General features: G+C 46.6%; 22 protein-coding genes and 1 riboswitch. Of the genes, 1 reads left to right on the top strand and 21 read right to left on the bottom strand.

Annotation, left to right across the window (positions count from 1 at the left end):
• Positions 1-43: 43 nt before the first annotated feature.
• A riboswitch (FMN riboswitch) is annotated at positions 44-190 on the bottom strand.
• Positions 191-309: 119 nt separating this feature from the next.
• The 4 genes from G9F48_RS13320 to G9F48_RS13305 form a co-directional block, all read right to left on the bottom strand.
• Complete coding sequence (locus tag G9F48_RS13320; protein WP_003153366.1) at positions 310-654, bottom strand: hypothetical protein; 345 nt, start codon at positions 652-654, stop codon at positions 310-312.
• A gap of 246 nt (positions 655-900) precedes the next feature.
• Positions 901-1476, bottom strand: a complete 576-nt coding sequence (gene lepB / locus G9F48_RS13315) for a signal peptidase I (RefSeq protein ID WP_032861567.1) — start codon at positions 1474-1476, stop codon at positions 901-903.
• A gap of 80 nt (positions 1477-1556) precedes the next feature.
• Positions 1557-2048 (bottom strand): CcdC protein domain-containing protein, encoded by a 492-nt coding sequence (locus G9F48_RS13310; protein WP_070082052.1) that lies wholly within the window; start codon positions 2046-2048, stop codon positions 1557-1559.
• Positions 2049-2197: 149 nt separating this feature from the next.
• Positions 2198-2629 carry a peptidylprolyl isomerase gene (locus G9F48_RS13305; RefSeq protein WP_003153363.1) on the bottom strand — a complete coding sequence of 144 codons (432 nt, stop codon included), beginning with the start codon at positions 2627-2629 and terminating at the stop codon, positions 2198-2200.
• Between the two features lie 284 nt (positions 2630-2913).
• Between G9F48_RS13305 and G9F48_RS13300 the strand changes: the two genes are divergently transcribed.
• Complete coding sequence (locus G9F48_RS13300; protein WP_003153362.1) at positions 2914-3813, top strand: DUF1002 domain-containing protein; 900 nt, start codon at positions 2914-2916, stop codon at positions 3811-3813.
• Positions 3814-3857: 44 nt separating this feature from the next.
• On the opposite strand, the gene lysA is transcribed toward G9F48_RS13300, so the two are convergent.
• The 17 genes from lysA to fur form a co-directional block, all read right to left on the bottom strand.
• Positions 3858-5177, bottom strand: coding sequence for a diaminopimelate decarboxylase (lysA, locus tag G9F48_RS13295; RefSeq protein ID WP_014305333.1), 1320 nt, complete (start codon positions 5175-5177; stop codon positions 3858-3860).
• Between the two features lie 124 nt (positions 5178-5301).
• Positions 5302-6783, bottom strand: coding sequence for a spore germination protein (locus G9F48_RS13290; RefSeq protein ID WP_003153360.1), 1482 nt, complete (start codon positions 6781-6783; stop codon positions 5302-5304).
• Positions 6737-7345: a stage V sporulation protein AE gene (locus G9F48_RS13285; RefSeq protein ID WP_102422741.1), complete on the bottom strand. Its 609-nt coding sequence runs from the start codon at positions 7343-7345 to the stop codon at positions 6737-6739. The genes G9F48_RS13290 and G9F48_RS13285 overlap by 47 nt, the downstream gene beginning before the upstream one ends.
• Positions 7346-7348: 3 nt before the next feature.
• On the bottom strand, positions 7349-7699 hold the full coding sequence (spoVAE, locus tag G9F48_RS13280; RefSeq protein ID WP_003153356.1) for a stage V sporulation protein AE: 351 nt from the start codon (positions 7697-7699) through the stop codon (positions 7349-7351).
• The gene (gene spoVAD, locus G9F48_RS13275) at positions 7700-8716 is read right to left on the bottom strand and encodes a stage V sporulation protein AD (protein ID WP_003153355.1); all 1017 of its coding nucleotides are present in this window, start codon (positions 8714-8716) and stop codon (positions 7700-7702) included.
• A gap of 11 nt (positions 8717-8727) precedes the next feature.
• Entirely contained in the window at positions 8728-9180 is a 453-nt protein-coding gene (gene spoVAC / locus G9F48_RS13270; RefSeq protein ID WP_003153353.1) for a stage V sporulation protein AC, read from the bottom strand.
• Positions 9181-9192: 12 nt separating this feature from the next.
• On the bottom strand, positions 9193-9618 hold the full coding sequence (locus G9F48_RS13265) for a stage V sporulation protein AB (protein ID WP_003153350.1): 426 nt from the start codon (positions 9616-9618) through the stop codon (positions 9193-9195).
• Complete coding sequence (locus G9F48_RS13260; protein WP_165409611.1) at positions 9608-10228, bottom strand: stage V sporulation protein AA; 621 nt, start codon at positions 10226-10228, stop codon at positions 9608-9610. The genes G9F48_RS13265 and G9F48_RS13260 overlap by 11 nt, the downstream gene beginning before the upstream one ends.
• A 126-nt stretch (positions 10229-10354) precedes the next feature.
• Positions 10355-11122 (bottom strand): RNA polymerase sporulation sigma factor SigF, encoded by a 768-nt coding sequence (sigF, locus tag G9F48_RS13255; protein WP_003153348.1) that lies wholly within the window; start codon positions 11120-11122, stop codon positions 10355-10357.
• 11 nt (positions 11123-11133) lie between these two features.
• Entirely contained in the window at positions 11134-11574 is a 441-nt protein-coding gene (gene spoIIAB / locus G9F48_RS13250; protein WP_003153347.1) for an anti-sigma F factor, read from the bottom strand.
• The gene (spoIIAA, locus tag G9F48_RS13245; protein ID WP_065180567.1) at positions 11571-11924 is read right to left on the bottom strand and encodes an anti-sigma F factor antagonist; all 354 of its coding nucleotides are present in this window, start codon (positions 11922-11924) and stop codon (positions 11571-11573) included. Before spoIIAA ends, spoIIAB begins: the two co-directional genes overlap by 4 nt.
• Before the next feature lie 95 nt (positions 11925-12019).
• Positions 12020-13189 carry a D-alanyl-D-alanine carboxypeptidase family protein gene (locus G9F48_RS13240; RefSeq protein WP_007612342.1) on the bottom strand — a complete coding sequence of 390 codons (1170 nt, stop codon included), beginning with the start codon at positions 13187-13189 and terminating at the stop codon, positions 12020-12022.
• A gap of 136 nt (positions 13190-13325) precedes the next feature.
• Positions 13326-14144 (bottom strand): purine-nucleoside phosphorylase, encoded by an 819-nt coding sequence (locus G9F48_RS13235; protein WP_003153340.1) that lies wholly within the window; start codon positions 14142-14144, stop codon positions 13326-13328.
• Positions 14145-14155: 11 nt separating this feature from the next.
• Positions 14156-15340 carry a phosphopentomutase gene (deoB, locus tag G9F48_RS13230; protein ID WP_003153338.1) on the bottom strand — a complete coding sequence of 395 codons (1185 nt, stop codon included), beginning with the start codon at positions 15338-15340 and terminating at the stop codon, positions 14156-14158.
• A gap of 168 nt (positions 15341-15508) precedes the next feature.
• Positions 15509-16399 carry a site-specific tyrosine recombinase XerD gene (gene xerD / locus G9F48_RS13225; protein WP_012117897.1) on the bottom strand — a complete coding sequence of 297 codons (891 nt, stop codon included), beginning with the start codon at positions 16397-16399 and terminating at the stop codon, positions 15509-15511.
• 7 nt (positions 16400-16406) lie between these two features.
• Positions 16407-16634, bottom strand: a complete 228-nt coding sequence (locus G9F48_RS13220; protein WP_003153331.1) for a YqzK family protein — start codon at positions 16632-16634, stop codon at positions 16407-16409.
• Positions 16635-16749: 115 nt separating this feature from the next.
• Positions 16750-17199, bottom strand: coding sequence for a ferric iron uptake transcriptional regulator (gene fur / locus G9F48_RS13215; protein WP_003153330.1), 450 nt, complete (start codon positions 17197-17199; stop codon positions 16750-16752).
• Between the last annotated feature and the right edge of the window lie 107 nt (positions 17200-17306).

Raw genomic sequence — 17306 nt, 5'->3', positions numbered from 1 at the left:
GGAAATAAGACTATACAGCAAGTTTATTTTTTGCATAGCTTCTCTCATCCTTCTCCCATCCAGACTTTCACTGTCGGCTTCAGCTTTTCACTGAATCCACCGTATACAGATGCATACGGGTCACGGGCTGTAAAGCGCAAAGCGCCTTATTACCGCCGGTCGGGATTTTCACCCAGCCCCGAAGGATACAATCAATATTTTTTTGTCCTTATCCGCTATTATAACATCCTTTGCGGCAGGCGCAATGAATTTGCACCTCATTATTCAGAAAAATAAAAAGCGCCCTTTTCCCATAAAAGGCGTCTTTATTTATTCGTTCACTTTGACGACCTTCAATAAGCCGTCAATCCGGTTTGATTTGCTGAAGTACGCTTTAATCTTATCACCTTTTTTCACATCGGAGAGATCCTGCTTCAGCTTGTCGCCGTTAAAAATAATTTTTGTGCCGTTCGCTGCCGTACCGTGATACTCAGTTCCTTCGATTTTCGTAATTTTATATGTTTTGACTGTATATTCTTCTTTTTCCTGGGACAGGGTTTGTCCGATTGCAGTCGGCACGTCTTTCAGTTCAATATCGTTTATGACCATATAACCGCCCGCTAATAACAGCAGCAGTACAAGTAAAATGGCTGCTTTTGTTTTAATTCTTCCCATTTTTCTACCTCCAGCCCGTATCAATCTATTCATTACTATGTCATATTCCTTTTTTCATGAATAGAAAACCGTTCTTCCCTGCGTGAGTTATTCATATAACGTTTCATTAAGGGAAGATGTTTCATGTATCTGTAAAACTTTCTATCTATTAAATAGATATACGAATTTATGTTCTGTTTTTGAGGGTGGAGAGATAAATTTATATAAAAAAAGCAGTTTTCTCATGAAGAAAACTGCCTGTACGGTTTATTTCGTCTTTCGAATTTCGTTAAACGGGAAGAAGACGAATTTTGATGTGCCCGCTATTTGTTTTTTCGTAAAAAGACCGAGGCCGTTGCGGCTGTCCATAGATTCTCTGCGGTTATCACCCATGACGAAATATTTGTCGTCCGGCACTTTCACCGGGCCGAAGTCTTCTGTCAGCCGGTCATAGCCGTCTTGCTTCGCCTTGTGCTTGTTTGCCGCTAAATACGGTTCGGACACTTTTTTGCCGTTGATATACAGCTGATCGTTTTTCATTTGCACCGTGTCGCCGGGAAGTCCGATAATCCGTTTGACATAGTGCTCATTTTCTCCGTTCAGCACGACGATCTGGCCGCGTTTGAAGTCGCTTATGTATTTGACCGTCATATTGACAAAGATTCTCTCGCGGTCATGCAGCGTCGGATCCATTGATCTTCCATCAACGAGATAAGGGGCAAATAAAAAGTTTCGGATGAGCAGTGCCAGAACGACAGCGATGATAATGGCTTTCGCCCAATCAAGTACGGCGCTTTTTTTAGAAGTTTTTTCTTTTTCTGATTTCAAGTGATTTCCTCCCATTAGCCATGGTCGTTTTTATTTTACCATGAATCCCTGCACAGAGGGCAAATAAGCCCCGCACCCCATCCATTTTTTTCATTTTATAAGCCGGATCTGCTGATTTTACGGTATTTCACGAAACTTCCGATCCGCCAAATGCACAAATACACAAAAGCAAGCTCCATCGTTAAAACGGCGAATTCCGCCGCGTCAATGTTTTTGAAATATTGGCTGAGCGCGATACGGATCGCAATAATCGCGATAATGACATATTTAAAGTTTTTATTCCGCTTGGAGTAGACAAAGCCGTCTTCCCGGATTTCATAGGCGGTTTGCGACAGCATGATGACACCGAATACCGCGCCTAACAGTCCGGCGATGGCGAGCTCCCAAAGAGCGGGAAAATGAAACGGCTTTCCCGGGATATTCATGAGCTGGCTGATACTGAATGTGAAAATGACGGCGATAATCAAAAGCGGGAGAATGATGCCGAAGCCGCCGCCTTTAATCGGCCTGTTTCCCTTTTTCACCCTGAACCAAATCATAAGTGCGAGAATGATAATGACAAATAAAACGGTTGCCAATTGAACCAACGTTTCTACCTCTTTTCATTGTTGTAATCGGTCTTTTTCACTATACCAGAATGATCACCGATGTTCATATATGTATTTTTTCATGATTTACACATGAGAATTTTCATATACATAAAAAAACCCGCCTGAAAAAGGCGGGTTTTCCGTCATTATCCTTCTACACGGATTTCTTTCATTTTGTCTCCGTTAGACATGTTTTTCGCATGCTCTAAACCGCTTGTCACTTTTCCGAATACAGTATGAACGCCGTTTAAATGCGGCTGCGGCTCATGTACGATGAAGAATTGGCTTGAACCCGTGTCTTTACCGGCATGCGCCATTGATAAAGAACCGGCTTCGTGTTTATGCGGATTGCCTTCTGTTTCACATTTGATCGTTTTTCCGCTTCCGCCCATGCCTGTCCCAGTCGGATCTCCGCCTTGGCTGACAAAGCCCGGAATCACGCGGTGGAAAATAACGCCGTCATAAAAGCCTGTATTCGCCAGATTTTCAAAGTTAGCGACTGTATTAGGCGCTTCATTCGGATAAAGTTCAAATTCGATTCTGCTGCCGTTTTCCATTTCGATGTAACCAGTTTTCATTCTCATTCCTACTTCCGTATTGTTTTTTGTCAAAGCCCTCTTCAATATGAATTTCAATTGTAAGCCGGCTTTCTTTTTGATATTCTTTTGAAGGAAGAGGCCTCTGCTCTTCTTTTCGCGGCTATTATACCACACCTTCAGCCGGAAAACGAATCTCCCCGCTTCCGCAGAAAGAAAATGAAACCAGAACAGCTTCACAGCCGTCTATGTATCGGAACTGCTTCACGCAGGTCCTCACAAACCGCTTCAAAACGGCATTTGTGAAAAGAAGGAGGTTAACCGCTTTGAAAAAAATGTGGATTGGATTGCTGGCGGCGGCCGTTGTATTGTGCACAATACCGAAAATCAGCCTGGCCGATGCCGCAGTCGGAGATGTCATCGTCACACTGGGGGCGGATCTGTCAAACGAAAACCGTCAGAAAGTGCTTGACGAATTAAATGTCCCTGATAACGCGACAAAAGTGACGGTCACTAATAAAGAAGAACATGAATATCTGGGAAAATATATATCGAATGCCCAAATCGGCACAAGAGCCATCTCTTCGTCATCCATCACGGTGGCAAAGAAAGGGTCCGGGCTTGACGTTAAGACCCATAATATCGATTCCATTACGGATGAAATGTACTTAAACGCCCTGATGACAGCAGGAGTGAAAGATGCGAAAGTATACGTGACGGCGCCGTTTGAGGTATCAGGCACCGCAGCATTAACGGGAATCATCAAGGCATATGAAGTCTCATCAGACAAAGCGATTTCAGAAGATGTAAAACAGGTCGCCAACCAAGAGCTTGTCACCACTTCAAATCTCGGGGATAAAATCGGGGATAAAAACGCCTCCGCGCTTATCGCAAACATTAAAGATGATTTCGCGAAAAACGGTGTGCCCGATACAAAAGAAGGAATCGAGAAAAAGGTCGATGATGCGGCTTCAAACCTTAATATTACACTGACTGACGCTCAAAAAGACCAGCTCGTTTCATTGTTTAATAAAATGAAAAATGCAAAGATTGATTGGGGCCAAGTCGGCAGCCAGCTCGATAAGGCAAAAGACAAAATCACGAAGTTCATTCAATCCGATGAAGGCAAAAGCTTTGTTCAAAAAGTTATTGATTTCTTCGCTTCGATTTGGAATGCGATCGTGTCTGTATTTACAGGAGACAGCGGATCAAGTTCTGACAGCTGAACGCAAAAAGAGACCGGACGCCATTGTTCCGGTCTCTTTTTTATTTATTGTTTGACCCCCGTCTTAAACGGCAGATCCAGTTTTACAATGTCTTCATAAGTTTCTCTTCTAATGACAAGATGCGCTTCGCCGTCTTCCACAAAAACGACGGCGGGACGCGGAATGCGGTTGTAGTTGTTAGCCATGCTGTATCCGTACGCTCCCGTGCAGAAAACGGCGAGAAGATCGCCTTCTTTCACTTCCGGAAGGTCTATATCCCAAATGAGCATATCCCCGCTTTCACAGCACTTACCCGCGATGGATACCGTTTTGTCGTGGTGTTCTCCGATTCTGTTTGCCGATACGGCTTCATATTTCGCCTGATACAGCGCAGGACGGATATTATCGCTCATGCCCCCGTCAACCGCTGCATATTTACGGGTGCCGGGCACTTCTTTTTGCGAACCGATGGTATAAAGCGTCGTTCCGGCGTCTCCGACGAGCGAGCGTCCCGGTTCAATCCAGATCTCCGGAATGTCAAAAGCGTGCAGCGCTGCGTTTTCTTTTACCGCTTCGATAATTTTTTCCACATAAACGGCGGGATGAAGGGGTTCATCCTCTTCCGTGTAGCGGATGCCGAAGCCGCCCCCTAAATTCAGCACTTCAGAGACAAAGCCGAATGATTCTCTCCATTCATTCAGTTTTGCGAAGATTTTTTCTGCGGCCAGCACAAAGCCCGCCGTATCAAAAATTTGCGATCCGATGTGGCAGTGAACGCCGAGAAGCCGGATATGGTCTGACTGCAATACTTGTTCAATCGCCTTTTCTATTTGCCCGTTATGCAGATCAAAACCGAATTTGGAATCTTCCTGCCCCGTCGTAATATAATCATGCGTATGCGCCTCTACCCCCGGAGTGATCCGCAGAAGCACATCCATTGTGCGCCCTGATTTGCGGCACAGTTCCGCGAGTAAGGATATTTCATAAAAATTATCAACGACGATGCAGCCGATTTGATGATCGAGCGCCATTTTCAACTCTTCTTTGCTTTTGTTGTTGCCGTGAAAATGAATCCTGTCAGCCGGAAAACCAGCCGCAACCGCCGTAAACAGCTCTCCGCCGGATACAACGTCCAATGAGAGCCCCTCCTGCTCAGCAAGCTGTATCATCGCAACGGAAGAAAACGCCTTGCTCGCGTACGCGACCTGCGCCTTTAAATCCGCGTCAATGAATGCCTGTTTAAAGCTTTTAGCGCGCTCACGTATTAAAGCTACATCGTAAACATAAAGAGGCGTGCCGTAATGCTCCGCTAAATACAGCGCGTCCACGCCTCCGATTTCCAAATGACCTAGTTTGTTTTGTCTGCTTGTGCCATGTAAGAACAATGCTCATTCCCTCTTTCTGATCCGCCTATGGGTGAAAAGGACAGCTTCTTTTGAGCTGTCCTTATACAAGTCACGTATAAGTTAAGACATACAATATCATAATCTTCTGTCGGTTTCAATGCGATTATGAACCGCTTGGCTGTCTTTGACGGTCTTTCGGGTGAACAATGCTCGGTCTGACTTTCGCTCCCGGCACTGTCGTCCGGACGAGCACCTGCCACAGCGCCTTGCCGTTAAACGGTAAAAACGGCCATAAATACGGCGTATGAAACGAGCGGATATTCGCCATTATGATCAGCAGCAATGTAAAGCCTATCACAAAGCCTTTCACTTGGAAAATGGCCACGAGCACCATTAAGATGAGGCGTATCATTTTATTGGCGAGGCTGAGCTCATAGCTCGGTGTGGTAAATGATCCGATGGCGGCGATCGATACGTACAGAATCACTTCTGCTGAAAACAGCCCCACCGCTATGGCGATTTGACCGATCAGCACCGCCGCAATCAGACCCATGGCGGTGGATAAAGCGGTCGGCGTATGGATCGCGGCCATCCTGAGAAACTCAATCCCCAAATCGGCCAAAAAGATTTGCAGAATGATCGGGATATGCGTATTTTTATTTAAACCGATAAAATCCAATCTTTCAGGCAGAAGAGACGGTTCAAGAACAAAGAGGAACCAGATCGGAAGCAGAACCGTTGAAGCGATAATACCGAAGAACCTGATCCATCTTAAAAATGTTCCCACTGAAGGCGCCTGCCTGTATTCTTCCGCATGCTGAACATGGTGAAAAATCGTTGTCGGCGTTATGATCACGCTCGGTGACGTATCAACGACGATGATGACGTGCCCTTCCAAAATATGATTGGCGGCCACATCCGGCCGCTCCGTGTATCTGACCATCGGAAACGGGTTGTAGCCCTGTTTGACGATGAATTCTTCCACTGTTTTATCAGACATCGTCAATCCGTCAATGTCAATCGCATTCACTTCGTTTTCGACGATGCTGACAAGGTCCGGATCTGCGATGTCTTCTATATACACAATGGCAAGATCGGTCTTAGAGCGCTCGCCGACTTTCGTAATTTTGACGCGGAGCCTTTCGTCCCTGATTCGTCTTCTGATCAATGCTGTATTAATAACGATATTTTCGATAAAACCGTCTCTTGCCCCGCGGACGACCTTTTCCGTATCCGGTTCTTCCGGTGTGCGTCCGGGGTAACTTCTGACGTCAACGATAAAGGCGAAGCCCGCGTCTTCAACGATAACGGCCACAAGTCCGGAAAGCACTTGATCTGTTGCTTCGTCGAGCGTTTTGACTTTTTGGACCTGCTGATTGACAAGCCTGTTTTCAACAACGTCAATCGCTTCATCCGCATTCTCGTCATAATTATTAACGTCGACGAGCTGTTCCATTAAATGAATGATAAACAAAGTATCGGTTAATCCGTTGACAAAGTAAATCTGGACTTCCCGGTCTAATACTCGAACTTTGCGGACGCCGACATCATAGCTCGTTCCCATACCGACGCGGTCTTTAAAAAATTGTTCATTTTTTCTAGGATCCCGGTATACCTTGATCATATTTTCCGGTTTTTCCGGCATGGCTTTCGCTCCTTTCTAAAATGAATTCGACCGCCTTCATCGTAATCGGCGAGCCTTTGGATATGTCATCTTTTCTCCCCATCTTTCCTATGTCGCCGATGCCCACAATGAGAGGAACGTCCAATTTATCTAGACAATACACCGTATCTCCGTTCATTCTGTGCTCGTCCATTTCTCTCATTCCGGTTTTATCGACGCCATACTCCGTCACTTCTCCATCACGGTCAATGGAGACATCGACTTTCGTCCATTCAGCCTGATGGGTCTTAGAAGCGACCGCAATCACCCCCAGCACTTCAATGTCCTGATGTGAGGCGACATATTTCAGCGCCGTTTCGCCCGGCCCTTCCCCTTGCAGGCCTGAATCGTCAAACATGACAAACACCGGGTCATTCGGCGCGGCTTTAATCAGCTGAACAAGTTCGGGGCCGCTTCTGGTTGACGGATTGCCCTTTGATTGGGAAATACACCGCCCGCCTGCTTTTTCCGCGGCATATTCAATTGTTTTGGCGGCGTATACGTCCCCGTCTGTCACAAGAATGACCTTCCGTTTCGTCATCAGGCATTATCCTTTCGGTTTAAAAATAATGGCTACAAGAAATGCGAATAAAATCGCTGAAGATATACCGGCGGAAGTAAGTTCAAAAATCCCCATGGCGATCCCGATAAATCCATGCTCGTGAGCTTGATGCATGGCGCCGTGCAATAAGCTGTGACCGAAGCTGACAATGGGAACCGTCGCGCCCGCACCTGCAAATTCGATAAATTTGTCATATATTCCGAACCCATCCAACAAGGCGCCGATGACGACAAAAGTTGTCATCACATGGGCGGGTGTCAGTTTAAAAATGTCAAGCAGCAGCTGACCGATAATGCATATGATTCCCCCGCAAACAAAAGCCAACAGATATTCCATTTATGATGCACCTCCCGCCCGCTCAAATACCACACCGTGCGCGATGGTCGGAATGGTTTCTTTCTGCTGGATCATTGTCGGACTTAAAAGCGCTCCTGTCGCGACAACGAGCACCCTGTTCAGAGCCCCTGATTTTAATTGATTAAAAATATGTGTGTACGTAACAAGCGCGGAGCAGGCGCAGCCGCTTCCGCCCGCAAACACCTGCTGGTCCGGCGTATAGATGAGAAGACCGCAGTCATCGTGTTTCGTTCCGGCGGGATAGCCTTCTTCTTTGAGCAAATCTTTCACGATCGGCGAGCCGACGCCTGAAAGGTCTCCCGTTAAAATCAGATCATAATCATCCGCCGTGCGGTTTAAGTCCTGAAGGTGCTGTTTGATTGTGTCGGCGGCAGCGGGCGCCATGGCGGATCCCATATCGAACGGGTCCGTAATCCCGAGGTCGCTTACTTTTCCCACTGTTGCGCTTGTAATCTTGATATCAGAAGGGTTTTGGCTGATGATGACCGCCCCGCCCCCCGTGACCGTTGAAGTGGCGGTATCCGGTTTTTGCCCGCCATATTCCGTCGGATTGCGAAATTGCCGTTCTGCGGTCGCGTTATGGCTGCTCGTGGCTGCGATCGCCCGGTTCGCAAAACCGCCGTCAATGAGCGCGGATGCGACGGCAATCGTTTCCATTGATGTCGAACAGGCGCCGAACAGACAGAGGAACGGGATTTTCAGATGTCTGGCGACGTAGTTGGCGGTCACATTTTGATTTAAAAGATCCCCCGCGAGTAACAAATCAATATCGCTCTTTTTCAAATTCTGTTTTTGCAAAGCTGAGTTGATGGCATCTTCCATTAACTGACGTTCCGCCATTTCCCAGTTTTTCTGATTGCAATGCATTTCATCGTATGTCTTATCAAACAGCGAACCGAGCGGGCCGTCTTTTTCTTTCGGTCCGGCTGCCGTCCCCGCCGCATTTACAAATAACGGGTTTTCAAACACCCAGGTTTGCTTTCCGGTTAATTTCATTTTTTCTCCTCCTACGAAAACAGTTTTTCACAAGCAAACCGTATCAGGCCTACGATATAGGCTGCCACGACGCCGAATACAATGACGTTTCCCGCCAATTTAAACATGTTTGTCGCTACTCCGAGCACGAGTCCTTCACTTCTGTGTTCCAGAGCCGCGCTTGTCATACTGTTTGCAAAACCCGTCACCGGCACGGCTGAACCCGCTCCGGCAAACTGCCCGAGTCTGTCATAAATGCCGAATCCGGTCAAAAGAGCGGAAATTAAAATAAGAGTGGCGGCCGTCGGGTTGCCCGCTGTTTTTTCATTAAAATTAAAAAAGTGGATGTAAAAGTCTTGAAGAGCCTGCCCGATCAGACAGATCAAACCGCCGATCAGAAAGGCTTTGACGCAATTCCAAACATATGGCGGTTTCGGCTGATAGTCTTTCACTTTTGTTTTGTAATTTTCTTTTAAGTTTGTCACGTCGGTTCCTCCTTATGAATGATGGATAAAATACAGCCAATGAAATAAAGAGCCGGCTATTTTGCCGAACACAATGGCCATCAGCAAAATGATGATTTTGCTGCCGAAGCCGATCCGTTTGGCAAGAATGGGAAGCACATTCAGCACTTCTGTAAGCGCGGCGGCCAGCATGCCGATAAACATGCCGGCCAAAAGCCCGACCGGAACGGCCAGCCATTCAGATAAAAAAAAATGATTCATATTTAAGGTTTCCCAGCCGCCGAACACAGCTCCTGAAATAACAGCTCCTTCGTAGGCCTGTACAAAGCGCATTGTTTTTGTCAGCTGCATAAGGCGGGGGACGATTCCCATAACGGTTAAAAAAGCCACAAAGCCCGCGCCCACGGTCAGCCCTCCGCCAAGCCCGACAAATATAACGAAAAGAATGCTAACGATCATGCAGATCTTTCATCGTCTCTTCATTTTCGTGCATTGCGACATAATGATCGAGATCAAGCTGATAATTAAACATCTCGACTTCCAGCGGGCTTGGCTCTTCATTCAGGCGTTTTTTGAAGATGTGATTAAAAAAGACGATCATACCGAGACCGAGGCCGATGCTGTATGGAACCTGAAGCAGATACGGATATTCATTCCGTTCGCCCGTTATGATTTCATATAAGGCGATATGAACTTCTCTCATACTGACATCTTCATGAAAATTCATAATGGCAAGACATGAACCGATAAAAAGCAGGAGCCAGACACCGACGAAAAAAACGGCTGACAGCTGCTTTTTCTGGTAATGGATTTCCACTATCGTTTCAGCGCCGCCGACGGTCTGTACATCAAGCGCGGGAAAAGCGGTATGAATGGTTTTCAGCACTTTTATGATGTCCAGCACGACGATATTTTTGTCTTTTTTCGTGACCTTATACAGCGGCAGTGCCGACAGTTTTTTTTTCAGCTTTTGCTGTCCCGCAATCTGCGCGGCGTCGCCGACTGTGATGATATCTCCGGTATGAGCCTTCACGCGGTGGCGAAGTCTGAGAAATATTCGTCTTTCCATCTTGCATCACCATCTTTCGGGTGGTTATATATGTAGTATGTGGTTCACTTTTGTTCTCATTCATCAGCGGCAAAAGACCATAAATTACCACCGATGCACAAATAAAAAAAGCCGGCCCGTAAAAGGTCAGCTTTCCGTATGATCCATCTGCACTTTAATCTGCTTTAATATTTTTTTCTCCAGCCTCGATACCTGGACTTGGGAAATCCCGAGCCGTTCGGCTACTTCCGACTGTGTCTGATCTTTATAATATCTCAGATAGACAATGAGTTTTTCCCGTTCTTCCAAATCACTGATCGCTTCCTTGAGGGCGATTTTGTCAAACCACTTCTCTTCTGAATGATCGGCGATCTGATCAAGCAGGGTGATCGGGTCTCCGTCATTTTCATACACGGTCTCATGAATGGATGAAGGCGCCCGCACCGCTTCCTGCGCAAGCACCACATCCTCCGCATCAATTTCTAAATGATCCGCAATTTCCTGAACGGTCGGCACTCTTCCGTATGTTTTTGACAGTTCATCTTTCGCCCGGCGTATTTTATTGCCGAGCTCTTTTAAAGATCTTGATACTTTGACGGTTCCGTCATCGCGGATGAAGCGCTGGATTTCTCCGATAATCATCGGCACGGCATAAGTTGAAAAACGGACATCATAGGACAAATCGAATTTATCAACGGATTTTAATAATCCGATACAGCCGATCTGAAACAGATCGTCCGGCTCATAGCCTCTGTTTAAAAACCTTTGAACGACGGACCACACAAGACGCATGTTTTTTTCTATGAGGAGGTCTCTTGCCTGCTGGTCGCCCTCTTGGCTCTTTTTGATTAATTCTTTGACTTCATGATCCTTGAGCTGCGCGTTTTTGCTGTTTTTCTTAACCTCCACATCCATAACAAATCTCCTTAATTACAAAGCGCTTTGCTTTTTGATAGGTGTTTTGTTAAGCGTATCGTCGTTCCCATCTCCGGCGAGGAATCAATCGTGACATCATCCATAAAGTTTTCCATAATGGTAAAGCCCATTCCGGAGCGCTCAAGCTCGGGTTTTGTCGTAAAGAGCGGCTGGCGCGCTTCCTCAAGATCCGTGATCCCGAGGCCTTCATCACGTATGGTCAGATAGACGACATGATCCTCCAGCGTAACGGAGATATACACCTTTCCGTCGCAGTTTTCTTCATAGCCGTGGATGATTGCGTTTGTTACCGCTTCTGATACGACGGTCTTGATTTCCGTCAGCTCATCCATCGTCGGGTCGAGCTGCGCGATAAAAGAAGCAACTGTTACGCGCGCAAACGATTCGTTCTGACTGAGGGCTGAAAATTCAAGATGCATCTCGTTTTTCATGATGCCACCCCCAACGTTAAAAGCGCTTTTTGTTCCGATTGTTCGAACCTGATGATTTTAAACAGGCCGGACATGTCAAACAGGCGTCTCACCGCGGGCGAAATCGCGCACACGACCATTTCTCCGCCGAGCTGTTTAATTTGTTTATAACGCCCTAAAATCACGCCGAGGCCGGAGCTGTCCATGAAGGTAAGATCTTCAAGGTTCAGCACAATGTGACGGATGCCGTCAGCCTCCAGCGATTCAGTAACCCTTTGTTTTAATGATTCTGCCGTATGATGGTCGAGTTCACCTGTTAATCGAATACAAAGCACGGATTCTTTGACATGAAAGTCAATTCCAAGGCTCATGCTCATTCCTCCTTGATATGATCGGATAATGAGTGTTTCGATTTTCGGGAAAGCAATTCCTTCACTATGACAAAACTAGTGCCCGTTCGCCACGATTATTTAAATTTTGTCCAATCTCCCATCGTCCGCTTCAGAAAAGTGAGAAAACCCGCTTTTTCCATGTCGTCTTTTGCCGTGACCGGGCTTTCAACGAGCACCTTTCCGTCTTTTTTCAGAACGAGGCTGCCGAGCACCTCTCCTTTTTTAACCGGAGCCGTTACATTGCCGTTGATTTTCACTTCTTTTTTTACTTTGTCCATGTTCTCTCCCTTTTTGGCCAGAAGAGAAATCGGCTCAGATGTGGTCAGCTTGATCAGTTTCTTTTTTCCTTTTTTTACCTTTACCGTTCCGACGATTTGATCCCGTTTGTACAGCGGGTGTGTTTTGAACTGGCTGAAGGCGTAATCAAGCATTTTGGTCACTTGGGCGTTTCTTTCTTTCGGGGTGCTGGCTCCGAAAACGACAGCGATGACCCTCATATTTCCTTTTTTAGCGGTGGCGGTTAAACAATACTTCGCTTCGCCTGTAAAGCCCGTCTTCACGCCGTCTACACCCGGATAAAATTTGATCAGCCGGTTTGTATTGACGAGCCAGAACTTTTTGTCTGTATTTTCTCTTAAATAATCCTCATACGTTCCCGTAAATTGAGTGATTTTATCGTACTTTAATAATTCCTTCGCCATTTTCGCCATGTCATAAGCAGAGCTGTAATGGTCTTTTTCAGGCAGTCCCGTCGGGTTTTTGAAGGAGGTATCTTTCAATCCCAATTCTTTTGCTTTTTTGTTCATCCGGCTGACGAAATCCTCTTCTGAACCGGCGATATACTCCGCCATTGCGACAGATGCGTCATTTCCGGAAGCTATCGCAATTCCTTTGAGCATTTCTTTTACCGTCATTTCTTCTCCGGGTTCAAGGAAAATCTGTGATCCGCCCATAGACGCGGCGTGTTCACTCGTCCTGACTTTATCGCTCATCTTTATTTTCCCTTTGTCAAGCGCTTCCATGATTAAAAGCATGGTCATGATTTTTGTCATGCTTGCCGGCGCCAGACGCTCCCGGCTGTTCTTGTTATAAAGAATGCTTCCCGTATCGCGTTCAATCAGCACGGCGCTTTTGGCTTCATGAGCGAGCTCCGATGTATGTTTTCCGTCCGGCTTTGCAAAAGCGGACGGTGCTGATGCCGTTAATAAAATGCCAATCAACAAAGTGGATATAAGACGTTTCATCTCCAAAGCCCTCCATTTCATAATCCTTTTTATTTTTTCCAAATCCGGTGGTTTTATACGCCTCATCTGGAAAATGTTTCGTGTTGAGGGCACAAAAAAACAGCTGCTTCCGAAGAAACAGCTGACTTATGCTGACTTATTTTTGAGATCGTGCGACTACAGCTTTTACAAGCTTCAAAAAGCCGCCTTTTACTTTTTCCGTCATTTCCATTACTTCTTCATGGGATAACGGCTGGTCAAGAATACCTGCCGCCGCGTTGGAAATGCATGAGATGCCGAGCACGCGCATCCCCGCGTGGTTGGCGACGATGACTTCCGGCACGGTCGACATGCCGACAGCGTCAGACCCCATCGTTCTTAAAAACCGAACCTCAGCAGGCGTTTCGTAAGACGGCCCCGTAACAGCTGTATACACACCTTTTTGAACAGGAATGCCCAGCTCATCGGCCGTTTTTTCAGCCAAGCTTGACAGCTCTTTGTCATAGGCTTCTGACATGTCCGGGAATCTCGCTCCGAATTCAGCTTCGTTCGGCCCGATTAACGGGTTGGTGCCTGTAAAGTTGATATGGTCTGTAATAATCATCAGATCGCCGGCGCGGAATTCAGTGTTGATACCGCCGGCTGCATTCGTCACGACGAGAGATTCAACGCCGAGCGCTTTCATCACGCGGACTGGGAATGTGACCTGATCCATTGAGTAGCCTTCATAGTAATGAAAGCGGCCCTGCATCGCGATGACCTGCACGCCTTCAAGCGTTCCCATCACAAGCTGGCCGGCATGGCCCTCTACCGTTGAGACCGGAAAATCAGGGATCGTTTCATATGTAAGCTTGACGGCTCCTTCAATTTCATCGGCCAATACGCCGAGCCCTGACCCTAAAATCAGACCGATCTTTGGTGTTTCTTTCACGTGTTCTTTAATAAATGCAGCAGCACGTTCGATCTTTTGTTTCAAAAAAAGTCCCCCTACTGTAATCTTGATAAAAAGCTTTTTCCGTATTCCGGCTTTTCCGTTTTGAAATTATCCGCAATGGTTGCGCCGATATCGGCAAATGTATCCGCAAGCGGCAGCTGTTCAGTGTGTTTGTGCTTTTTGCTGTAAACAAGAAGCGGCACATACTCCCGCGTGTGATCCGTGCCGTGATGGACAGGATCATTGCCGTGATCCGCAGTGATGATCAGCAGATCGTCTTCTTTCATTTTTTCAAACACTTCCGGAAGCCTCGCGTCGAATTCCTCGAGCGCTTTTCCGTACCCTTCCGGATCGCGGCGGTGTCCGTACAGCGCGTCAAAATCAACGAGGTTGGCAAAGCTCAGACCCGTAAACTCTTCACCGAGTGTTTCAATCACTTTGTCCATGCCATCCATATTAGATACCGTGCGGCGGGAAGATGTAATGCCTTCTCCGTCATAAATATCAGAAATTTTGCCGATGGAAATGACGTCTAATCCGCTGTCTTTCATTCCGTTCATTACCGTGCGGCCGAACGGTTTGAGCGCATAATCATGACGGTTCGGCGTGCGTTTGAAGCTGCCCGGTTCTCCGACGAACGGTCTTGCGATAATCCGGCCGACCATGTACTTCGGATCAAGCGTCAGTTCTCTGGCCGTTTCACAGATGCTGTACAGCTCTTCCAGCGGAACGACATCTTCGTGAGCCGCAATCTGCAGCACGGAATCTGCTGATGTATAAACGATCAGCGCACCCGTTTCCATATGTTCTTTTCCGAGCTCGTCCAGAATCGCCGTGCCTGAAGCCGGCTTATTTCCGATGATTTTCCGTCCTGAACGCCGCTCAAGTTCCTGAAGAAGTTCATCCGGAAATCCTTCCGGGAACACTTTAAACGGTTTTTCAATGTAGAGGCCCATAATCTCCCAGTGCCCCGTCATCGTATCTTTCCCGTTTGACGCCTCCTGCATTTTTCCGTAGTACGCAAGAGGGTGCTCCGTTTTTTCCACGCCCTTAATGTCTCCGATCAGTCCGAGACCGAGCTGCGCCATATGGGGCATATGTAAGCCGTTCATGTGCTCTGCGATGTGTCCGAGCGTATTTGCGCCTATATCATTAAAATCGGCGGCGTCCGGCGCTTCACCGATTCCGACAGAATCCATTACGATCAAAAATACCCGGTTATATTTGTATTCAGACATCATAAAAGCCTCCTTTTCTTCCATCTGTCCATTGTAGCTTACAGAGGTCAGACAACTCAAGTATAAACCGTTTACATTCTTGTTGACAATGCCGATTCAAATAATTAGAACCTTCTCTGTATTCCGCCAATCCGGCAAAAAAAGCCGCGGCCCCTCCGGCAGCGGCTCCTAAGCGCGCGGATGATACTGTTTGTACACGTCCTTCAGCCTTGTTTTCGTCACATGCGTATAAATTTGCGTCGTGGAAATATCGGCATGTCCGAGCATCTCCTGCACGGCGCGCAGATCCGCGCCGTTTTCGAGCAGGTGCGTTGCAAAAGAGTGCCGGAGCGTGTGCGGTGTCAGCTCTTTTTTAATCCCCGCTTCAAGGGCGATTTTTTTCAGGTTTTTCCAGAATCCCTGACGGCTGATCTGCCTGCCGTGATGATTCAGAAAAAGCGCTTCGGTTACGTTTTTCTTTAATAATTTCCCTCTGGCTTTTTCAATGTATGCTTCTATCGCATGGGAAGCGGCTTCACCAATCGGCACAATCCGCTCTTTCCGCCCTTTTCCGAAGCAGCGGACAAATCCCATCGTCAAATGGACGTCGGATAATTTCAGCTCGATCATCTCGCTGACCCGGATGCCGGTTGCGTACAGCAGTTCAAGCATGGCTTTATCCCTGAGACCGAACGGGCTGTCAAGCTTAGGCGTGTCCAATAACCGCTCAACTTCGTGAAGCGCCAATACTTTCGGAAGCGTCCGCTCTGTTTTTTGTGTTTCAATATGTACCGAAGGATCTTTATCCGCGGCTTTTTCCCTTAACAGAAATTGATGAAAAGACCGGATCGACGCCAAATGCCTGGCAGACGTCTTGCCGGATTTCCCGGAGTCCTTTATATGCTTTAAATATTGAATAATATGAAGACGGGTCACATCATTCCATGAAGTGATCTGAAGGGTTTCAGTTAAGAAGAGAGAATAACTTTTCAGATCACGCTCATAGGACATCATCGTATTTTGGGACAGCCCTCTTTCAACCCTCACATAATGGATGAAATCCTTAATTTGATCCTTCACTCTTGATCTACTCCCCGTTTTGGTAAAAAAAGATCAATCGGCCGAACCAGCCGTCTTTTTCCTCATGTTCCGTTTTGGCCACTTTGACGGCGGAGCCTTCCGGTTTATCGTACCGATGATAGTTTTCATACTCTGAATTCACCCATATCATAGCATAATAGAACAGCGCGGTAAAACCTGTGAACAGAATAAACACTTTGATCGTATCCGCGGCTGTTTTCAGGAATCTGCCCATCTTTCGATCGACCCTTTCTTTTGGCGGCTGTTAGTACACCTTATGCCAATTTCAAAGGCTTTTATACATAAAAACAGCAAAAAACCCTTTCCTGGCAGAAAAGGTTCATAGGCTTTTACTCTGTTTCATCCCCGCGGCAGCGGTGGCAGATTCCGTGAAAAGTCAATCTATGATCTTTAATTTTAAATTTCCAATCACGTTCAATCACTTCTTCAACGTCTTCAAGCAGATCTTCTTCAATTTCATCGACGGCTCCGCACTCCATGCAGACCAAATGGTGATGAAAGTGAGCCGCGCCTTCTTTGCGAAGGTCGTAGCGGGATACGCCGTCCCCGAAGTTAATTTTATCAACGACTTTTAATTCTGTTAATAATTCTAATGTACGGTATACTGTAGCGAGACCAATTTCAGGAGATTTCTCTTTTACGAGGAGGTATACATCTTCTGCGCTTAAATGGTCTTCTTCGTTTTCAAGCAGCACTCTTACCGTTGCTTCCCGCTGTGGCGTAAGCTTGTAGCTTGACGAGTGCAGCTGCTTTTTAATTCGATCAATACGGTTTTCCATGTCTTTCCCTCCTACGCCGCATTCCATGACTCATTATAACAAAATACGCGCAGAGTTCCAACTATAATTATTATAAACTGATAAATAAAAGTATTATTTTGTGATAA

This window comes from Bacillus sp. EKM420B (assembly GCF_011065565.1).
Lineage (GTDB): Bacteria > Bacillota > Bacilli > Bacillales > Bacillaceae > Bacillus > Bacillus velezensis.
The sequence above is the reverse complement of the archived record's forward strand: the minus strand, read 5'-3'. Positions and strand labels throughout refer to the sequence as shown.